An 18,871-nucleotide genomic window follows, 5' to 3' on the forward strand; every position below is an offset into this window, starting at 1 on the left:
CTTTATAACTTTTTTTGTGTATTTAAATGACTAACTATAGTTAGTTTACAGGGATTACTGAAGTGCAAACATCGAAGTGTCTAACAGGTAACTTACATTTCTGTAAGGAATCAATAGTACAAGTGGATTGCCTCTATTTAAGAAGCATCCTTACATTTTCTAGTATAAAAAATCTGATGACACCTTGCCATCAGATCAAGGTATCAAATACGCATTTTTGATGGAAGAACAATCCCTTTATACAATTGAACTGTGATAAGGTAATAAGCAGTGTAAATGACTGCGAAAATTGCTATTGGAATCCAAATACGGAAATATGGGTCCATTAAGATGAGTGAGAATATATTCATTCCGACAAATACATGTACTATCCCGACAATAGCTGGAAATAAGAATACTAACCATAGTTCTTTATAAATGGACTTTGTTAACAGTTCATGACGGACACCAATTTTATGCAACATTTGATAACGATAAATATCTTTTGTTGCACCCGAAAGTATTTTAAAACGAAACGTCCTTTAAAGCGTATGATTGATTTTCTCCCTTTTTCCCATATACTTTCATCACGTTTTTTACGTCTACTACTGGTATTTGCATGTCTATATCCTCCTATATATTAGTTGTTTCTATTAGTTTTTCGAATTGGCATCATTTTAAGATAAGTTAAGCAACGCCAAATCCACTCTATTGGTCCAAAATAAAAATATTGTAACCAAACATTGCTGAGTATAATTTGGACTATCCATGTTAGGAGACATATACCAATCATAAGGAATGCGGGCTGAAAGGTATTTATGAATAATGGTAAGATAAACATTCCTACAACAGTTTGTCCTAAATAATTACTCATCGCCATTTTTCCGTAGCTTTTAAATGGCTTTAGTAAAAAGCTTCCTGTCTTATTCTTTAACATAGCAATTAGTATTAACATGTAAGTTAATGTGAGAAAGGGCTGTAAAATAGCCAGTAGGCTGAAAGATAACTTTGCGCTTGATGTTGCAAATTGTATGCTAACTCCAACGATAGCAATACTACTCAGCACTGCAATGAGTGCTGCATGAAGTTTTGGTCGGCACTTCAACCTTGTGAGAATATCCATATTCATAAGTGAAAAGCCCTCTATAAAATAGACTAACACTGATAATAATGAAGTAATCAGTTGCAAAATATTGAGAAATAGAGGCATGTTTTCTTTCCCGCCATACAGATAATCATAAATCAGTATATTAGCGATGATTCCCAGCACATGTAAACTGAAAGAAATAGTTAACAACCACTTGCTAGGCACTTTATGAAGAAGCAATAACACCAGTCCGATAATTGCATATAACTGCAGTATATCCCCACCCCAAACACTAGCGTGCAATAGACCAATTAAAAGCAGTACGATCATGCGACGTACATATAAGGAATAAGGTTGATTTTTCGCTTTTGCTCTGGTTAAGAAAAGAGCTGAACCTGCTCCAAATAATAAAGAAAAAATAGCGTAAAACTTACCTGTCGCAAATATTTGAATCCAATTGTTGTCAGGTAATGCTGTAGGAGACACGCCGGCTTCTTGAAAAAACATTGTGATATTCACTAAGAAAATGCCAATTAACGCAAATCCTCGTATTACATCTAAATCTACGATTCGATCTTTTTGAGGTGAATCTTGTTTCATTACGTTCATAAGTTTCATACCTTTCCATAATAAATTTTTAGTACATGTATCTAACCGTTTTGACAACAAGTTATTGAAGTAGTTTTGTAACTGTAGTAAATTGCTTCATTAGCTATTGGTTAGTATACAAAGAAAGAAAAAAAGTGAACATCGAAGTGTCTAACTGGAATCTTACATTTTTGTAAGGAACCTAAAAACAACCTGAGCCAGGTACTCAACTGGACTCAGGTTGTTTTTTTGCCTCTTTAATTTTTCTTCTGATTAAAATGAATCTAGATTAGATATATACATTTGCACGGATCTATATTTAAAAATAACTGTACATGGACGATATATTTTTCCCATGAAAAACCCCTCCAAGTTATAACAGTATGTGTCTTTCTTTTTACTGTCTACTTAAAGGGGATAATATTAGTGATGAAATTGTCTCTTTCTTTCAATTATTTATTTACGATGTTGTTATATGATTTTATGGTGAATAAATAGTAAATGAAATAGATAAATGTGTATGCGCCAATGGCAGTTAACACAGGAACAAAAATATCCATGCCTAATGTGTTAGATAGTGCTTTTAAAGCAATAACACTATGTAAAATCCCAATGCAAAGTGGGAATATAAAAATAAAAGTTACTTGTTTTACAATCGATTTAAAAATAGCTTGCTTACTTACACCTAATATACGTAAGATAATATATTTATCTTCATCTATTATTGCTTCTGTTAATTGCTTAAAGTAAATCATGCTTTCTGTTGCAGCTAAAAAGACAAGTCCTAAAAATACTCCTGCAAAGATTACTAATCCTGATGCCTCCACACCTCCTCTATAAGCATTGTATTTTGTAATTAGGTTAGCTTCGTTTGGTACAATGCTTTGAAGTGATTTTGTTAACTCCTTCGTATTTTTGTCATCTATAACCTTATATGCTTGTAGTGTATAGGGTTCTTGCTTTTTTATTACGGTAGAAAAAAATTCGTCTGAAACGACTATCGTGAATTCATGTAGTGAACCATTTATAACGTTATCCTGTATTTTTCCAACAAATTGCAATGTGTAATTGTTGTTTGGAAGGTGGAGTTTCACTTTTCCATTCATGTATTCTGTTTTGAGTGTATTACTCTTATTTGAATCAAGGGCAATTGCTTCAGTACCTTGAAGAGAGACTTTTACATCTTTCTTAGTTATACCGGATAGTGTAACGAAGGTACTCTCTGCTAATAGGTTCAAATATTGTCGATTCTCCGTAAAATCGGTTGGCATCATACCACTTACGTGTAAATCTGCTTTTATTTTCACTAAGGGAATAGTAATTTTATCTTCAATTGTATGTTTTGACTGTTTAATCGCAATTTCAATTTGTTGATCCACTTGCGTTCCTGTTGTTACATACATAAAGCTAAACGGTTCTATTTTATCAATCATTGTTTTATTTTTATAATAAATACTATATGACGCTCCAATACCGCACAATGTGACCGCGCTTAATAACGTAATGGCTGTTAATATTTTCGCATTTGTTTGAATACGTGATAACAGTTGAGATAAACCTACTACATTAATTCCACGATAATAGTACTTTTTATTCTTCTGTAAGCCAATTAATAAGAAAACGGTGAAAGAACGAAATATCAAATATGTACCGATAATGGAACCACCTAAAACAATACACATATTACGAATTTTATGACTCACCCATATAGAAGAAAAAATAGGTTGAAGTGCAACCCAATAGGAAGAAGTTAATAAAATAATTCCTAATAAAGCAGTAAATATAGATCCTCTTGGGATATGCTCACCTTGTTTTTCTGCTTGAAGTAATTCAATTAATTTAAATTTATAGATTATGCTGTATCCATGAGAAGAGGTTATCAAAATAATAACCGCAAATACAAGGATGGTGTGGAGTACTGCTTCTATAGAAACAGAAAATGAAATCGCAGTTGGCAGTTGCATTACTCTTAAAAGCAACATCGAAAATACTTTTGACAATAAAGCTCCAATCCCTATTCCTATAACAAGTGCAATAATCCCCAGAACAAAATTCTCATAAAATAACATTGCGCCAATTTTTCGTTTTGGAACACCAAGTAAAGAATATAATGCAATCTCTTTTTTTCGTTTTTTTGTGAAAAATGCGTTTGAATACCAAATGAATATCCCTACAAAAATCATGAGAATAACAGATGAAGCTGTGAACACATCTGAAATTTGTTTAGAAGCACCTATTTGTTTTACAAGGTAGTCGTTATAGTGCAAAGATTCAAATGTAAAATAGATGACAATACTAAATATCATGGAAGCAAAGTATAGTACATAACTTTTAAAGTTACTTTGCATGTTTTTCTTAGTAATACTAAATAGTGTCATTCACGCCACCTCCAAGGGCAGAAAGAATATATAGTAGTTTTTGAAAAAAAACTTTCCGTGACATCTCACCCTTTACAAGTTCTGCGAATACTTCTCCATCTTTAATAAAGAGAACACGCCCACAATAACTTGCCGCAAAAGCATCATGAGTAACCATCATAATAGTAGACTGATTTTTTTCATTTAACGTTTGTAAGATATTTAGCAAGTCAGCTGCTGATTTAGAATCAAGCGCACCTGTAGGCTCATCAGCCATAATTAATTTTGGTTTCCCGATAATTGCTCGGGATGCGGCTGTACGCTGCTTTTGCCCCCCGGAAATCTGATATGGATATTGATTTAACAACGCTTGAATGCCAAATATTTTTGCAATTTCATCTACTTGCTGGTCAATCTCTTGCGCAGGAGTGTTTTTTAAAGCAAGAGGTAAGAAGATATTCTCTTTAACAGTTAATGTATCAAGCAACTTGTTATCTTGATAAATAAAGCCTAACGTATCACGACGAAATGCAGTAAGCTGTTCTTCTTTCATTTTTCTAATGTTTGCTCCATCAATGATAATTTCTCCTGCTGTTGGTTTATCAATTGTGGATAATATATTTAATAATGTGGATTTTCCAGAACCAGATGGACCCATAATGCCAACAAATTCACCTTCAAAAATTGTGATATCAATATCATGAAGAGCAGTAAATTTGCTACCTCTATGACCATATACTTTTTTTATATGCTTTGCTTGTAGTACTGGTTTCAATGTAGCATCTCCTCTGTTGTATGATAAGCCTATTGTATGATACTTTTATAACCTGAACCATAGGACAACCTTACAACGTATAAATCTTGTAAGGTGAAAGTCTTGATAGGAGGCAAACCCAATATGAAAGTTTTATTAGTCGAAGATCAACCAACAATCCGAGAAACAGTAGCTGACGAATTACAGAAGTGGGGATTTGAGGTGTGGTCAACGACAGACTTTGAGCATATTTTAAATGATTTTCTAGCGCAAACTCCACAACTTGTTTTACTTGATATTAATCTTCCTTTTTTTGATGGATTTTATTGGTGTAGAAAAATTCGAGAAATCTCTAAAGTACCAATTATTTTCTTATCTTCTCGTGACAATCCAATGGATATTGTAATGGCAATGAATATGGGAGGAGATGATTTTGTACAAAAACCCTTCTATCCTGATGTGTTAGTTGCTAAGATTCAGGCACTTATGCGACGAACATATTCGTATACACAAACGGAAGCAAATGTTATTGAACATGAAGAAGTTGTGTTAAATTTACAAGATGGTGTAGTCACGTACCATAATCAAATATTAGAACTAACAAAAAATGAATTTAAAATTCTACTGCTTTTAATGCAAAATAGAGGATCAATTGTAAGCCGTGACAAAATTATGCGCAGCCTTTGGGAAAATGAGAGTTTTGTTGATGATAATACATTAACAGTTAATGTTGCACGCGTACGTAAAAAGCTTGCCGAACTTGGGAAAGAAGAATTTATTCATACGAAGAAAGGACTAGGTTATATTATTTCATGAGTATCTTTCGTTACATAAAAGAACGTCGTAATTTTTTACTCCTTTACTTCTTGATTATGTTCTTTATCTCTACAATGATCTATTTGAGTGATGAAATAAGCGGTACAAAGATGAATCTCTTGTACATCAATGTTGTTAGTGCCATTTTTATTCTCATTTATCTTATAATAGGCTATTTATATCATATAAGGTTTTATCAAGAGCTTAATATCGCTCTTCAGTTAGAGCATGATACTGTCATTGCAATACCGAATCCGCATACGTATGAACAAGAATTATATACAGAGATATTAAAGAAACTCTACTTAGAGCAACAAGAGCAAATGTACATTTTACATGAAGAAAAGAAAGAATATCATGACTTTATTATGTCATGGATTCATGAAGTTAAAACACCGATTGCAACTAGCCAATTATTAATGCGTAGTGATAAACCAGCTGACATTCTTATTGGTAAATTAGAAGATGAACTAGAGAGAATTGATCACTTTGTAGAGCAAGCATTATATTACTCACGTCTTGATTCTTTTTCAAAAGATTATTTCATTCAAGAAATTTCTTTAGAAACTGTTACTGGAGCTAGTATGAGAAAATACACCAGGACGTTTATTGCAAAGCGTATACAGTTTGAACGAACAAATTTACATGTTCTAGTGGAAAGCGATGCAAAGTGGCTTTCTTTTATCGTCGATCAACTCGTAGCAAATTCATTGAAATATACAGATGAACATGGGCAAATTAAGTTTATTGGAGAAGAAGATGACAACGAAAAGCGCCTAATTATTCTAGATAACGGCGTTGGTATTAAAGCTGAGGATATGGGTCGTGTATTTGAACGTGGATTCACAGGATTTAATGGTCGACTACATACCAAATCGACTGGATTAGGTTTATATTTAGCAAAACGTCTTTCTCATAAATTAGGACATGACATTTCTATTGAATCAAAAGAAAATGGATATACGAAAGTTACATTACATTTTCCAAAAACAAATCAATATCATACGATTGCTAAAACATAAGAAAAGAGCTTATTCCTTAGGATGAAGTGCACCCCTTAGTCTAATCACATGAATATCTAGGGGTCCATTTTTATTCCAGACAGAAAGATCAGATGTTTAAACGTTATCCAGAATCGCTCAAGATTCAAGCGACTCGCCTACATATAAAAAAGGACTGAAGTTCCCTTAAGATTGCGAACCACCTGGAACTAGACGTGACTGAATTGATCTTCACAGCGATCAAGGAAGCCAGATACGTGTCATGAGGCATACCACGATACACTGCACAGGTTGCATGTCACGCAAGGTAATTGTTATTACAAGAGCTTCTTTTCTCATATTAAAGTAGAAGCACTCTACCCATTATACGAATTATCTATGAGGCACAACGAGGAATTGGGTAATACATACATTTTTATAATGGAGATAGAGCTCAACGAAAATTAAAAAAAGCTCACTCGTGTTGAGTACAGGAAGCATGTCACTAAATCGGGTCTTGACCAAAGAACTTCTAATATTGTTTCAATTTTTACTACTTGGATACCTTGAAATATTTAGTTTAATGTATTCTATTATTTCATTTTTATCCTCTTTTTCTAATTCTCTGAAAAGAGCTAGTAAAGTGGATTTACTTTCACCAACGAATACTTTAAATGCTTTAATATCAGTAGACACTTCATCTCCAAGCAGAAGCCAGCTCTCTCTAACTCACTTAATGTTCCTTGGGAAATACCAATCATTAAAGAAAACTCAGTTTGGTTAAGCATTTTGTTTTTACGTATTGACCTTATCCTATCTCCAAGAGAAACCACTGAAATCACCGCCGATTCATATTAAAAAAGTCCCGATGATGATACATTACATCATCAGGACTGATTAGGGAGTCATTAATTTAGCGTAGAAACTATTGCATTGAATAGTTCCACAGTTTTGTACCGAACAGCTGTCGCTTCACAACTTTAATGTAGAAATAAGTTTTAGACTAAGCATCAAAGGTATCAAATATCATGTTTTAAAAACAAAAAAATAAAGTTGTAGACTAATTTCTCAAGACAAACATTTTTTCGTGAAATATACGAAGTATTACTTTATATTTTTGATAAAAATCTATTTCTGGAATCCTAGTATAATAGAGGAAAACCATTGTGAACTGAAGGTGGTAAAAATACGTGTGCACTTAAAGTAAAAGAAGCCCTTAAAGAGCTTCCTTGATTAGTACTATTACAACTTCTAGTAGATACGGTATCTGTTCTTTTTGTTGTACACTAGGTTTGATCTTCCTGGCTTTCCTAATTTCCAATACTCTAAATCCATTATTCTGAGCAATTTCAGCCACAATCTGATCAGTTTTTATCTCTACACCATAGTAGGCAGAGTTAGCCACGTTAAAATAAACCCGGCCGCCAGGCTTCATCTTAACGTACATTTTTCTAAATAATGTGTCCATGTCCTCAAAATAACCTTTAATCATGCTTGGGATTTCATCATTCCAAAATTTTTCTTTATGCTCGTTAATATTATCAAGAGCCGTGCGCAACTGCTCTATATTCAATACATTTAATTCTCCCCACTTAACCTGGACATGAGAGCGAAGTGTTTTTCTCCTAAGCTGCCTTAACTGTAGGTTTTGAATAAAGTTTGAGTAAAAGCATCTCCCAAGCCCATATTTTATGACAAATAAAAAGAATCCGTTTTGAAAAAATGATTGATCAAAATGGATTCTTTCTTTGTAAAGTATTGTATAATTTTTATAAAAAAGTTTGATTATTTTCTACTGTTGATCTTCAACAAACGCGCTCTTAAAAGGAATAAAATTTCAGTTAAGTGATAAGATAAGATTCTATAGAGTTTTTCATATGATTAACGAGTGACTTCGGTATCCAGTCCTTCCCACTTATCGATATGCTTTTCTGGCTAAGTTGAGTAATGTCGAATATTCTTTGGACAGACGAGATAAAGCCCATTCTGCAGCCACATCTTTTAGAGAAATTTCATCGATAGACACTGTTTGCCACATTCGAGCCAAGGTTAAAATCACATTACGCTCATCACCTTTGATACCCTCAATCAACCCAGAGTGCGACTCAGCGACCGATGAACCGATCCTGTAGGTCCGGATATTTCAATCCACGCACTCGTACAGAGTGCGACAAGCTGAGATCGGAAGAGCTGCAGGAGTCCTCGATTTCAATCCACGCACTCGTACAGAGTGCGACACCTTAGCGCTACTATACTATTCTCAAAATTGGGATTTCAATCCACGCACTCGTACAGAGTGCGACAAATGAACAGACTTAAAACCATCAAATACATAGCGATTTCAATCCACGCACTCGTACAGGTAAAGACTCCTTAATCACTCTGGGGTCAAGAATATCTGAAGCATCAGGACCAAATAGAGAAATGCTATTCTTTCTCGCTTGTGCTAAAACAATAGCTAAATCAGGGTCATAGGTTGGTTCCTAGATTTGTCCTTTCTCAAAATCACTCCTGAGCCACTCACCATAGGTAAATTTATTTCTTGGTAGTTATCGCCAAGGTACAATATCGCTATGGTTTATAATCGTGACTTCAAGTGGTCTCACAGAATCTGCTTTTCCTATCTTTCCAGATATAAGCATTAGTCTATCTGTTAGTTTTTTTCGAGTTACTTCAGGTAAACTATGATTCGCGATCACTAGGACATCTACATCACTATCAATGTGTAAGCCACCATTTACTGCAGAACCAAATAGATATACCCCGACTATCGAACTTCCAAGCAACTCCTCTACGATTTTTAATGCTTACATCGCTTGTTTTTTGGTATTTTTTCGTTACTCAAATCGCTCATCTCACTAACCTATTTGTTTGTATTCTCAAGTTTAGCGGTTACAGATGTTTTTTGCACACACTTTTAACAAGAACATACGTTTGTATTTTTCCTTTCTATTTTGTATAATAAAATAGAAGTGAATGATAGAGGAGGAGTTTGGATGTATCGACAAGTGGATGATTTTTTAAAGGAATGGGCAGTGGCTGTGGAAGGGACATTGCAAGTATTACAAGCCGTAACAGATGACAAATTAGGACAAAGTATTTTGGAAGGGCATAGTACACTTGGTTGGTTAAGCTGGCATTTAGTAGAAACAACAGGTTATTTTAGTCATTTAGCAGGTTTAACTGTACCAATGATTGGTCAAGATGAACCAGTTCCAGCGACAGCAAGAGAAATTATAGCAGCTTACGAAAAAGCAGCAGAGGCGGTCAAGGAAGAGGTAGCTAAGTTATCAGATGTGGACTTGCTAACAGAAACAGGCATTGCGAGTGTTGCAACAAAAGGTGCATTATTACGTTTCTTAATTGACCACCAAACACATCACCGCGGCCAAATGATGGTGCTATTACGTCAAGCAGGCTTACCAGTACCACCTGTGATGGGCCCAACAAAAGAAATGCAATAACGAAAAGATGCCCTCCTGGGTAGTATTACTTAAAGTTAGAGTTTTTATTATGCGGCTGATTGATTGTTTTGAGTTCGGTATTGCACTGGACTCGAGCCGGCCAATAAAAAGTCCACGAAACACCCCAGCGAGGACGTGAACAAATTTCCCTTCACGCCTTCGCTTTTCTTTTCCCCTCCATCCCCCTCTGTAATATAATAAGAAAACTAAACTAGAGGTAGGTGCGCACATGATCCAATTAACAAACCGCCAGGCACGGCAATTTCTGTTGTTGAAACACGGACTTTTGGACGAATATAAATTTAGCGGGAAGCAGGGCGTATTGGACTTTGCTCGGCAGGTTGGCTGTATTCAATACGACCCCATCGATGTTTGCGGAAAAAACGCCGAATTGGTGTTACAGTCGCGAATCAAAGGATTTACTAAGGGAATGCTCGCCGATTTGCTGTATGAGGATAGAAGCCTTGTCGATTATCCCGACAAGAACCTGGCCATTATCCCTGTCGAGGACTGGCCGTATTTTGAGCGATACAGGCAGGCCGCCCGACAACATGCCGAACGCTATCCCGAAATGGAAGCGTTGACAGCGCAAGTACGGGCTCATATCCAAAATCACGGTGCACTAAGTTCGGATGATTTAAAGTTGGATGGAGATTTCTCTTGGCAATCGGCAATCCACTGGAGCAGTGGAAACAATTCATCTCGATCAGTGCTGGAACAGATGTATTCGACGGGTGAGTTGATTATCCATCATAAAAAAGGAACACGTAAATATTACGATATAGCCAAGAAGTACATACAGCCAAATCTGCTGAGTGCATCAGAGCCGCTGGAAGATGAGCTTGAGCATCATAAGTGGCGGGTACTACGGCGAATCGGCTCGGTTGGTCTCTTATGGAATCGTGCGTCAGATGCATGGTTGAATATATGGGGGCTGAAAGCTGCACAGCGCAAAGAGGTTTTCCGCCAGCTATTACACGAAGCTCGCATTGTTGCTGTTGCCGTGGAGCAAATGAAGGATATGCTGTACTGCCTCGCGGAGGATTTACCGCTTATTGAAGCCGTTCTGCAAAATCAGGAGCCGAAATTGCGTTGCGAGCTTATTGCCCCGCTAGATAATTTCATATGGGACAGAAAACTTATCAACGAATTGTTTGACTTTGATTACACCTGGGAGATTTACACGCCTGCAATCAAACGAAAATTCGGCTATTATGTGCTGCCTCTATTATATGGAGAGAGCTTCATTGGACGAGCCGAGATTATCGCGGAGAGAAAAACTGGAACACTCGTTGTTAAAAACATCTGGTACGAGAACGGTGTGAAGCAAACAACACAATTGCGAACAGCTTTGAACAGTTGTTTCCAAAAGTTTGCGATATTCAACGGGTGTGAGACAATTTCGGCAGAGTCTATGAACTGATATTTCCTGTATTCTGCTCTTGCCTGAATGAGAGATTTCTGCACGCCCAGTCCCAGTCATCTATATTCGGTAAAGTAGTTGCTGCTACAAGAGTAGCAACTTCATTTACTATGTATTAAACTACAATTCAGTTAGCTCGAAAATTTTCCAGCCTCCTACACCATACATAACGACATTACTCCCTTTTAGACGAGTAGACCTTCCCAAAGAGGAAACATCTTGAATATTTAACCACGGTTTATAGTCTGAACCGACTCCAGAGCCACGACCTTCTTTAATCCATTTTTCGATTTTAGATGTTCTTGCTCGTTTAGACATAAAAAACACCCCTTTAGACCACTATAATCTAAAGGGGTATTTCATCGCAACTTTTTTACAACCGTCGCAATTTTATTATAAACATCGTATCTTTTTTATAAACATCCCAACTTTATTATAAGGCTACAATCATTCAAACATAACTACCTTGCTTACTCCACCGTCACACTCTTCGCCAAGTTACGTGGTTTGTCTACATCGTTACCACGTGCGAGAGAAGCGTAGTATGCAAGCAATTGTAGTGGCACTACAGACAAGGCTGGTGTCAGTAGTGGCAATGTCTTAGGAATAGCAAAGGCTTGGTCAACCGACTTCAATAAGGTCGGCACATGCTCTTCGAACGTAAATGCCATGATATCTGCTCCGCGTGCGCTAACTTCCTTGATATTGCTTACTGTTTTCTCAAGGACACTCTCTTGCGTTACCAAGGCAATAACAGGAATGCCGTCTTCGATCAAGGCTAATGTTCCATGTTTCAATTCACCTGCTGGGTAAGCCTCGGAGTGAATGTAGGAGATCTCCTTGAGTTTCAATGATCCCTCTTGTACTACTGCGAAATCTATTCCACGACCAATGAAGAATAGATGTTCGTGGTGAGATATTTGTTCAGCATATGCCTTAATGGATTCAGAATGCTCTAGCATACTATCCAATTGTTCAGGCAATGCTTGCATCGCAGCAATGATATGAGCAATAGCTTCAGGTGTCTGCGTACCTCGGACCTCAGCCAAGAACAATCCGAATAAATAAAATGCAATTAATTGAGAAGTATATGCTTTAGTAGATGCCACAGCAATCTCTGGACCCGCAAGCGTGACAATAACATCATCTGCATCACGAGCAATCGAGCTACCTACTACATTAGTAATCGCAAGTACGTGCGCACCGTTTGCTTTAGCTTCACGTAGAGCTGCAAGCGTATCTGCGGTCTCACCCGATTGACTGACGACAATGACCAACGTTTCAGGTGTCACGATTGGAGCACGATAGCGGTATTCTGAGGCAACATCTGTCTCTACAGGAATACGAACCAATTGCTCAATCACATAACGTCCTACAAGACCTGCATGATATGCTGTACCACAAGCGATGATCTGTATGTTACGAATATTCATAATTTGCTCCCGAGTCAACTTCAACTCTGGAAATACGACATTCTTACCTTCGCTATCGATACGGCCGCGCATTGTGTCACGGTATGCTTTAGGTTGTTCATGTATTTCTTTCAGCATGAAATGCTCAAAGCCGCCTTTTTCAGCAGTTACTGCATCCCAATCGACATGAATCATTTCCCGAGAAATAAAATTCCCTTCAATGGTCATTAATTCGACGGCATCTTGCGTCAGCACTGCCATTTCGCCATCATTAAGAATGTATACATTACGCGTATATTGAAGAATAGCTGGAATATCTGAACCGATAAAGTTCTCCCCTTCTCCAATTCCAATGATCAGCGGGCTTGCTTGACGTACAGCAACCAAACGATCGGGTTCATACTCAGTCAGTACGCCAAGTGCAAATGCACCACGCATGAATGTGATTGCCTTTTGAACAGCTTTCACGATATCTCCATCATACTCACGAGAAATCAGATGTGCGATCACTTCAGTATCTGTCTCTGATGCGAAAGTATGACCCTCAGCCATCAATTCATCCTTCAAATCTAAATAGTTCTCAATAATCCCATTATGAACGACAGAGAATTTAAGACTTTCATCCGTATGAGGATGAGAGTTAGCATCAGATGGCTTACCATGGGTTGCCCAACGCGTATGACCTATACCTGCAGTTCCAACAAGAGGTCCTTCTTCAAGCTTAAATTCCAAGTTAGCAAGACGCCCTTGAGCTTTGACAACTTGTAGACCCTCTTTCGTAAACACTGCAATTCCTGCTGAATCATATCCACGATACTCCAACTTCTTCAGACCTTCAATCAATACCGACTGCGTCTTTTGTGTACCAATATATCCGACAATACCACACATATATATATCCCCATTTCACTTTTTTTGAAATTACCAAATAAAAGTGTGCGAGTTCCCTATGTGGCATGTACGAAAATGTACGAGATTGTATGGGAAATTCAATGTATTAAATTATACAAGGTTCATTCACGAATGCACTTTCTCGTACAGTTCCGACTGCTACGTTCTCGCACACTCATGACTACAATTATAATATCTAGCACCCACCGAATCGTTGTGTGAACAGTCGCCCATTCATTTTCCGTTTTCGGTTCACGGCTCTGGTGCATCACCGAGAGGTCCCCGCCGAACATTCGAACACCTCTACCTCGTCAACTTGGTCTGCCGTTGAATTCAGAATTCATGTGATAACATATTCATGTCATCAATTCATCATTCGCCCCGCGCTAGCTCAAGTTCTGGCGCTTTTATTCATCCACCTTACTGCCCTCACTTTCTATATTTGAATCACATTAATACATTATATGCATGTTATAGATATTTGGCAATGTTATGAGAATTGCGATAAGCAGCCGATGAAACATATGTTATTAAGATCACCGGCTACATCCTAACTATGTTCTTAATATAAGCTACATTTATAAATGCTATACTAACTCCCGCTTCACAACATCGACAATTTGCGATACATAAAGATTAAGATCTGCTTCATCAGGTCCTTCAGCCATGACACGAATCAATGACTCTGTTCCAGATGCACGAACAAGTACTCGGCCGTTGTCAGCTAACTTCTCCTCTACGGATGTAATAGCTGCTTCAATAGCTTGATTACCCTCGTAGTTACTCTTATCTTCTACACGTACATTTACCAGAACTTGTGGATACTTATTCATCATCACTTTAATTTCGCTAAGTTTCTTACCTGATTCCTTCAGGATGTCAACAAGCTGAATCCCCGTAAGTATGCCATCGCCTGTTGTATTATAGTCTAAGAAAATAACATGTCCAGACTGTTCTCCACCCAGGTTGTACCCACCTCTAATCATCTCTTCCATCACATAACGGTCACCTACAGCTGTCTTCGCTGTTTTGAGTCCCAATTTTTCAGTGGCTTTATAGAAACCAATATTACTCATCACCGTCGAGACAATGGTATTGTCCTTCAATGTGCCTCTACGATTCATGAATTCCCCACATATACATAGAATAAAGTCTCCATCTAATTCTTCACCATTCTCGTCAATTGCAATAAGTCTGTCAGCATCACCATCAAAGGCTAGTCCTAAATCTGCCTTATGCTTCACTACTTCCAGCTTCAACTTCTCTGGATGAGTAGAACCACAATGATCATTAATATTAAGTCCCGTAGGTTCTGACCCAATAGTAATAACTTCCGCACCTAGATCACGAAACAACTGAGGCGCAAGTTCATAAGCTGCTCCGTTGGCGCTATCCAGAACAATTTTAACGCCTTCGAAACGATGTGCAATCGTAGTCTTCAAGAAATCTAAATATTTATATTTCGATTCATTATCTACAATAACGTTCCCTAGATCAGCACCATAAGGACGTGGAAGACGATCTTCTTCTGCATCCATGAGTTGTTCAATTTTTAATTCTGTCTCATCAGAGAGCTTAAATCCATCTCCCCCGAAGAACTTGATTCCATTGTCCTCTACCGGATTGTGTGAAGCAGATATCATAACCCCAGCATCAGCCTTCAAGAGTCTTGTAATATAAGCCACAGCCGGTGTAGTCACGATTCCTAGTCGAATAACATGCACACCGATGGACAGCAATCCTGCAACTAATGCAGATTCTAACATCGCACCAGAGATCCGTGTATCCATTCCAATAACGACCGTTGGTTTGTCCACATTGCTGGTAAGAACATAACCCCCACAACGTCCAATACTATAAGCCAATTCAGCGGTTAATTCTTTATTAGCAATCCCCCGTACACCATCAGTTCCAAAGTATTTCCCCATTATTTTTCTCCTTTGTCAACTCTTCTAATTTAAGTTGTCTCTTTATAATAACTACATTGTATTAAGGTTCAGTATTATCTGTGCCATCTGTGACTTCTCCATCGGGTGGAGGAGTCACATTTGAACCATTCCCTGGATTCGGGTCTGTAGCCTCCCCCATGTCACCACCCTCTATATCTGGGCCTATAACTTCATTACCTGCATCCGGTTCTGAATCGCTACCGTTCTCTTTATCAGGCTTCGCTGGTTCAGGTTCTGCTGTCGAAGGTATTGTCTTATCTTTAATTTCAATAGTAGCAGTTAGCGGTTGCTTATCCGCTGCAGTTATGAAACGGGGTAACGTAACCTCTAGCTTAACCTCATGACTACCTGACTTCAAACCTTGTACATGAGCAACGATTTTGATATCTTCTTTATTCAAGCTATTGAGTAAAGAAGCAGCACCCGTTAGCTTCATTGTAACGGATTTATCCGCAGGACTTATAATAGTTGCTTCGATACCACTATCCATTCCTTCAATTGTAATAGGAATGCCATCCACCGTTCTCTCCCCAACGGATACAGCATCTACTTCAACTTGTATCGTGCTAGGCTCTATTCTAACCAATCCTGCTGGTGGCTTCAAATCGATACTTAGAGCCGACTTGCCAGACTGCTTAACCAGACTCAGATCTACCATTACATCATTATATGAATTCATTCCTACAAGTTTATCTTGAGGACCATATAGTTTCACTTGACTAATATTAGGTGTAACCTCCGACAGAACAAGACCCTCTGGAAGGCTCCCTGTGTACTGGATCGATATAGGAACATTTATTGAAGGCGCAATAACTGGAATCTCAACAGACACTGAGGAGGGTTCAATAATCGCATCCTTCATTTCCTGCCCCTTATTATTATAGGCAGTTAATTTAACCTTCTTCTGAGTGAATGTCTCCGTATGTCCATCAAATTCGACGGTTCCCTCTATCTTTACTACATCCGCTAAACTCGTAGAAGGTAATGTAACCTTTACAGTACTTGGGTCTATCACTGCTGCTTCTGCTTTATATCCATCAGCAAGCCTACCTTTAGTTACTATATTTACGGGATAGGAAGCTGTCTCTCTTCTCTCAATAATAACCGTCACTACTTTTGGCTGCATCGAGACAAGCTCAACACCAAAAGGTAGATCATAAGAAAGAGGTAATGTGTTTGTACCTTCCTTGACATCACTTAAATCCAAGCGCACCCTATAATCTTCATTGAATAAAGACGTAATGTCAGACCGTCTTCCTCTCACTTCCATCCTCACATTATCTTTATCCATAGCACTGAGCACATACTTGGAATCGTCTAGATCAAACGCTTGTACTTTAATATTCTCAATCACTTTACTATCTATAGTTGTAGTAGGCGTTGGTGTGCTATTATCCAGATGAACGATAGCCCACAGCAAAATACTAAGCGCAATCGCTAGGATTTTGACGACATTATTATTCTTTAGCCACCTATCCATTATTGTCGTCCCCCTTCCGTTTCCAGAACGTAGGACGCTTCTCTTTAACCACCGAATTTGGGCGTAACTCTTCATATAACTTGGATATCAAAGATTCTTCCTTAATATCCCGAACAACTTGACCATTCATAGCCAATGAAATTTGACCTGTTTCTTCCGATACCACTACTGCTACGGCATCACCCACCTCACTAATCCCAATAGCTGCACGGTGCCTAGTCCCTAACTCTTTACTAATAAAGGGATTCTCCGAAAGTGGCAAATAACAAGCTGATGCAGCAATCTGATTCGATTGAATGATCATCGCCCCATCATGAAGTGGTGTATTAGGTATGAATATGTTAATAATGAGCTCAGAGCTAATTATTGATTTCATAGGAATTCCGGATTCTGTATACTCATTAAGCCCCGTATCACGTTCAAATACAATTAATGCCCCTATTTTTCTACGTGATAAATAATTCACAGCTTTAATAACTTCACTAATTAATTTCGTGATTTCCTCGTTCTCGGCGGAAGTTCTTCCGAATAACTTACCTCGTCCCAACTGTTCTAGCGCACGACGTAACTCTGGCTGAAAAATAATAAACACGGCCAATACTCCGAATGTGAACATCTGATTCATGAGCCATTTGAGCGTGTACAGATCAAACCACGTACTTAAGGCCCAAATAATAACAAGGAATAGTATCCCTTTGAGTAGTTGGACAGCTCGTGTACCCCTAACCAGTAAAATGACATGATAAATAATGTATGAAACAATGGCAATATCAATAATATCTTTAATGGAATCTTTCCAAGTTATATCAGTGAAATAGTTCATCCTAAGGCCCCCGTCTATACCCTTCAATAAAATAGTGCTATCTCTATTTATAATGTCCTTATTGTATAGGTTATAACGATCATGTTGCAAGCTCAAGGGCTTTGAAACGAACATAAAAGGTTATCTTTTAAACAAAAAAGGTGCACTCTCTATACAAAGAGGCACCGTAATGTTGTGATTACCAGCAGAAAATTAATGTTAGCGATATGCTACATCCGAGACTAGATTAGTAATTTTATACCATATCCAATCCAAAGCTCGATCAACATGTTTAACTTGTCCAGAGATATGAGCAGTAGATGCTTTATACAAAGAACCATCAATCACAGTCAAATCACCTTCAACGACACCAAATATTTGTGCTTTTCCATTCTCTATCGTCAAATTTCCAGCAATCGTTCTTCCTTCAGGTAAAATCACTGTGTTACCTTCAATGATAACTTGATCCAAATTGCTCCCATGAACCATTAATTGGCTATCTTGACTCCACACGCTGACTGTACTAAACAGCATAACCACCAAGAAGAGAGCTGCTGCTGTTGCAGCAGGATGTCGCTTCACCCACTTTACCCATAGCTGTTGCTTCTTATGCACCGGTAGAGCACTTAGTATCCGTTCAGTTAGCTCATCCGATGCAGACGGTGTACTGTAGTGAAGAGAGTAAAGTAGCATATCCATCTGTTCCAGCTCTTCAAACTGCATACGACAATCAGGGCAGGTCAGCATATGTTCCTTAAGCATCAACCTTTGCTCCTTGGATAAGTCGTCGTCTAGATAATCATGCATCAAAGAGACGGCTAATTTGCATTCCATATGAGCCAATCCTTTCAATAATTCTGTTGATTTCTTATCCTCCAATTTCAGAGCA

Annotated in this window: 15 protein-coding genes and 5 pseudogenes; 4 read left to right on the forward strand and 16 right to left on the reverse strand. The window is 37.8% G+C overall.

The window, feature by feature from the left end; translation table 11 throughout:
* Nucleotides 1–203: 203 nt before the first annotated feature.
* The 5 genes and pseudogenes from UB51_RS19190 to UB51_RS19205 all read right to left on the reverse strand — a co-directional run.
* Nucleotides 204–509: pseudogene (locus tag UB51_RS19190) on the reverse strand (ABC transporter permease); the annotation flags it as partial.
* Nucleotides 508–600, reverse strand: a pseudogene (locus UB51_RS28010) (bacitracin ABC transporter ATP-binding protein); the annotation flags it as partial. The pseudogenes UB51_RS28010 and UB51_RS19190, both read right to left, overlap by 2 nt.
* Before the next feature lie 19 nt (nt 601–619).
* Complete coding sequence (locus UB51_RS19195; protein ID WP_044878668.1) at nt 620–1,675, reverse strand: DUF418 domain-containing protein; 1,056 nt, start codon at nt 1,673–1,675, stop codon at nt 620–622.
* A gap of 431 nt (nt 1,676–2,106) precedes the next feature.
* Nucleotides 2,107–4,032: an FtsX-like permease family protein gene (locus tag UB51_RS19200; RefSeq protein ID WP_044878669.1), complete on the reverse strand. Its 1,926-nt coding sequence runs from the start codon at nt 4,030–4,032 to the stop codon at nt 2,107–2,109.
* Nucleotides 4,019–4,786 (reverse strand): ABC transporter ATP-binding protein, encoded by a 768-nt coding sequence (locus UB51_RS19205; protein WP_044878670.1) that lies wholly within the window; start codon nt 4,784–4,786, stop codon nt 4,019–4,021. Before UB51_RS19205 ends, UB51_RS19200 begins: the two co-directional genes overlap by 14 nt.
* Nucleotides 4,787–4,909: 123 nt before the next feature.
* Between UB51_RS19205 and UB51_RS19210 the strand changes: the two genes are divergently transcribed.
* Nucleotides 4,910–5,581, forward strand: a complete 672-nt coding sequence (locus tag UB51_RS19210; RefSeq protein WP_044878671.1) for a response regulator transcription factor — start codon at nt 4,910–4,912, stop codon at nt 5,579–5,581.
* Entirely contained in the window at nt 5,578–6,603 is a 1,026-nt protein-coding gene (locus tag UB51_RS19215) for a sensor histidine kinase (RefSeq protein WP_044878672.1), read from the forward strand. Before UB51_RS19210 ends, UB51_RS19215 begins: the two co-directional genes overlap by 4 nt.
* A gap of 501 nt (nt 6,604–7,104) precedes the next feature.
* Here the strand turns inward: UB51_RS19215 and UB51_RS29120 are convergent.
* The 5 genes and pseudogenes from UB51_RS29120 to UB51_RS28015 form a co-directional block, all read right to left on the reverse strand.
* Nucleotides 7,105–7,257: a hypothetical protein gene (locus UB51_RS29120; protein ID WP_234405694.1), complete on the reverse strand. Its 153-nt coding sequence runs from the start codon at nt 7,255–7,257 to the stop codon at nt 7,105–7,107.
* Entirely contained in the window at nt 7,197–7,403 is a 207-nt protein-coding gene (locus UB51_RS29810; RefSeq protein WP_445322337.1) for a helix-turn-helix domain-containing protein, read from the reverse strand. Before UB51_RS29810 ends, UB51_RS29120 begins: the two co-directional genes overlap by 61 nt.
* Nucleotides 7,404–7,777: 374 nt before the next feature.
* Complete coding sequence (locus UB51_RS19220; RefSeq protein WP_052676013.1) at nt 7,778–8,134, reverse strand: hypothetical protein; 357 nt, start codon at nt 8,132–8,134, stop codon at nt 7,778–7,780.
* Nucleotides 8,135–8,402: 268 nt separating this feature from the next.
* Nucleotides 8,403–8,659, reverse strand: a pseudogene (locus UB51_RS29815) (DUF4111 domain-containing protein); the annotation flags it as partial.
* Nucleotides 8,660–8,900: 241 nt separating this feature from the next.
* Nucleotides 8,901–9,415, reverse strand: a pseudogene (locus tag UB51_RS28015) (nucleotidyltransferase domain-containing protein); the annotation flags it as partial.
* A gap of 142 nt (nt 9,416–9,557) precedes the next feature.
* On the opposite strand from UB51_RS28015, the gene UB51_RS19235 reads away from it, so the two are divergent.
* Nucleotides 9,558–10,025 carry a DinB family protein gene (locus UB51_RS19235; protein WP_044878675.1) on the forward strand — a complete coding sequence of 156 codons (468 nt, stop codon included), beginning with the start codon at nt 9,558–9,560 and terminating at the stop codon, nt 10,023–10,025.
* A gap of 229 nt (nt 10,026–10,254) precedes the next feature.
* The gene (locus UB51_RS19240) at nt 10,255–11,448 is read left to right on the forward strand and encodes a winged helix-turn-helix domain-containing protein (protein ID WP_044878676.1); all 1,194 of its coding nucleotides are present in this window, start codon (nt 10,255–10,257) and stop codon (nt 11,446–11,448) included.
* A 180-nt stretch (nt 11,449–11,628) separates the two neighbouring features.
* Here the strand turns inward: UB51_RS19240 and UB51_RS19245 are convergent.
* The 6 genes and pseudogenes from UB51_RS19245 to UB51_RS19270 form a co-directional block, all read right to left on the reverse strand.
* A pseudogene (locus UB51_RS19245) lies at nt 11,629–11,766 on the reverse strand (heteromeric transposase endonuclease subunit TnsA); the annotation flags it as partial.
* Between the two features lie 152 nt (nt 11,767–11,918).
* Nucleotides 11,919–13,751 (reverse strand): glutamine--fructose-6-phosphate transaminase (isomerizing), encoded by a 1,833-nt coding sequence (gene glmS, locus UB51_RS19250; protein ID WP_044878678.1) that lies wholly within the window; start codon nt 13,749–13,751, stop codon nt 11,919–11,921.
* A gap of 587 nt (nt 13,752–14,338) precedes the next feature.
* Nucleotides 14,339–15,679 (reverse strand): phosphoglucosamine mutase, encoded by a 1,341-nt coding sequence (glmM, locus tag UB51_RS19255; protein ID WP_044878679.1) that lies wholly within the window; start codon nt 15,677–15,679, stop codon nt 14,339–14,341.
* Between the two features lie 61 nt (nt 15,680–15,740).
* Nucleotides 15,741–17,180, reverse strand: coding sequence for a CdaR family protein (locus UB51_RS19260; RefSeq protein ID WP_052676014.1), 1,440 nt, complete (start codon nt 17,178–17,180; stop codon nt 15,741–15,743).
* Nucleotides 17,173–18,003, reverse strand: coding sequence for a diadenylate cyclase CdaA (gene cdaA, locus UB51_RS19265; RefSeq protein ID WP_044878680.1), 831 nt, complete (start codon nt 18,001–18,003; stop codon nt 17,173–17,175). Before cdaA ends, UB51_RS19260 begins: the two co-directional genes overlap by 8 nt.
* 198 nt (nt 18,004–18,201) lie before the next feature.
* Nucleotides 18,202–18,816 carry a zf-HC2 domain-containing protein gene (locus UB51_RS19270; RefSeq protein ID WP_044880309.1) on the reverse strand — a complete coding sequence of 205 codons (615 nt, stop codon included), beginning with the start codon at nt 18,814–18,816 and terminating at the stop codon, nt 18,202–18,204.
* Between the last annotated feature and the right edge of the window lie 55 nt (nt 18,817–18,871).

The organism is Paenibacillus sp. IHBB 10380, from assembly GCF_000949425.1.
Lineage (GTDB): Bacteria > Bacillota > Bacilli > Paenibacillales > Paenibacillaceae > Paenibacillus_AQ.

What these genes read in the sequence shown, in the direction of transcription:
- UB51_RS19195 (WP_044878668.1), bottom strand. Translation starts at nt 1,675, where the DNA reads ATGAACGTAATGAAACAAGATTCACCTCAAAAAGATCGAATCGTAGAT.
- UB51_RS19200 (WP_044878669.1), bottom strand. Translation starts at nt 4,032, where the DNA reads ATGACACTATTTAGTATTACTAAGAAAAACATGCAAAGTAACTTTAAA.
- UB51_RS19210 (WP_044878671.1), top strand. Translation starts at nt 4,910, where the DNA reads ATGAAAGTTTTATTAGTCGAAGATCAACCAACAATCCGAGAAACAGTA.
- UB51_RS19215 (WP_044878672.1), top strand. Translation starts at nt 5,578, where the DNA reads ATGAGTATCTTTCGTTACATAAAAGAACGTCGTAATTTTTTACTCCTT.
- UB51_RS19235 (WP_044878675.1), top strand. Translation starts at nt 9,558, where the DNA reads ATGTATCGACAAGTGGATGATTTTTTAAAGGAATGGGCAGTGGCTGTG.
- UB51_RS19240 (WP_044878676.1), top strand. Translation starts at nt 10,255, where the DNA reads ATGATCCAATTAACAAACCGCCAGGCACGGCAATTTCTGTTGTTGAAA.
- glmS (WP_044878678.1), bottom strand. Translation starts at nt 13,751, where the DNA reads ATGTGTGGTATTGTCGGATATATTGGTACACAAAAGACGCAGTCGGTA.
- glmM (WP_044878679.1), bottom strand. Translation starts at nt 15,679, where the DNA reads ATGGGGAAATACTTTGGAACTGATGGTGTACGGGGGATTGCTAATAAA.
- UB51_RS19260 (WP_052676014.1), bottom strand. Translation starts at nt 17,180, where the DNA reads ATGGATAGGTGGCTAAAGAATAATAATGTCGTCAAAATCCTAGCGATT.
- cdaA (WP_044878680.1), bottom strand. Translation starts at nt 18,003, where the DNA reads ATGAACTATTTCACTGATATAACTTGGAAAGATTCCATTAAAGATATT.
- UB51_RS19270 (WP_044880309.1), bottom strand. Translation starts at nt 18,816, where the DNA reads ATGGAATGCAAATTAGCCGTCTCTTTGATGCATGATTATCTAGACGAC.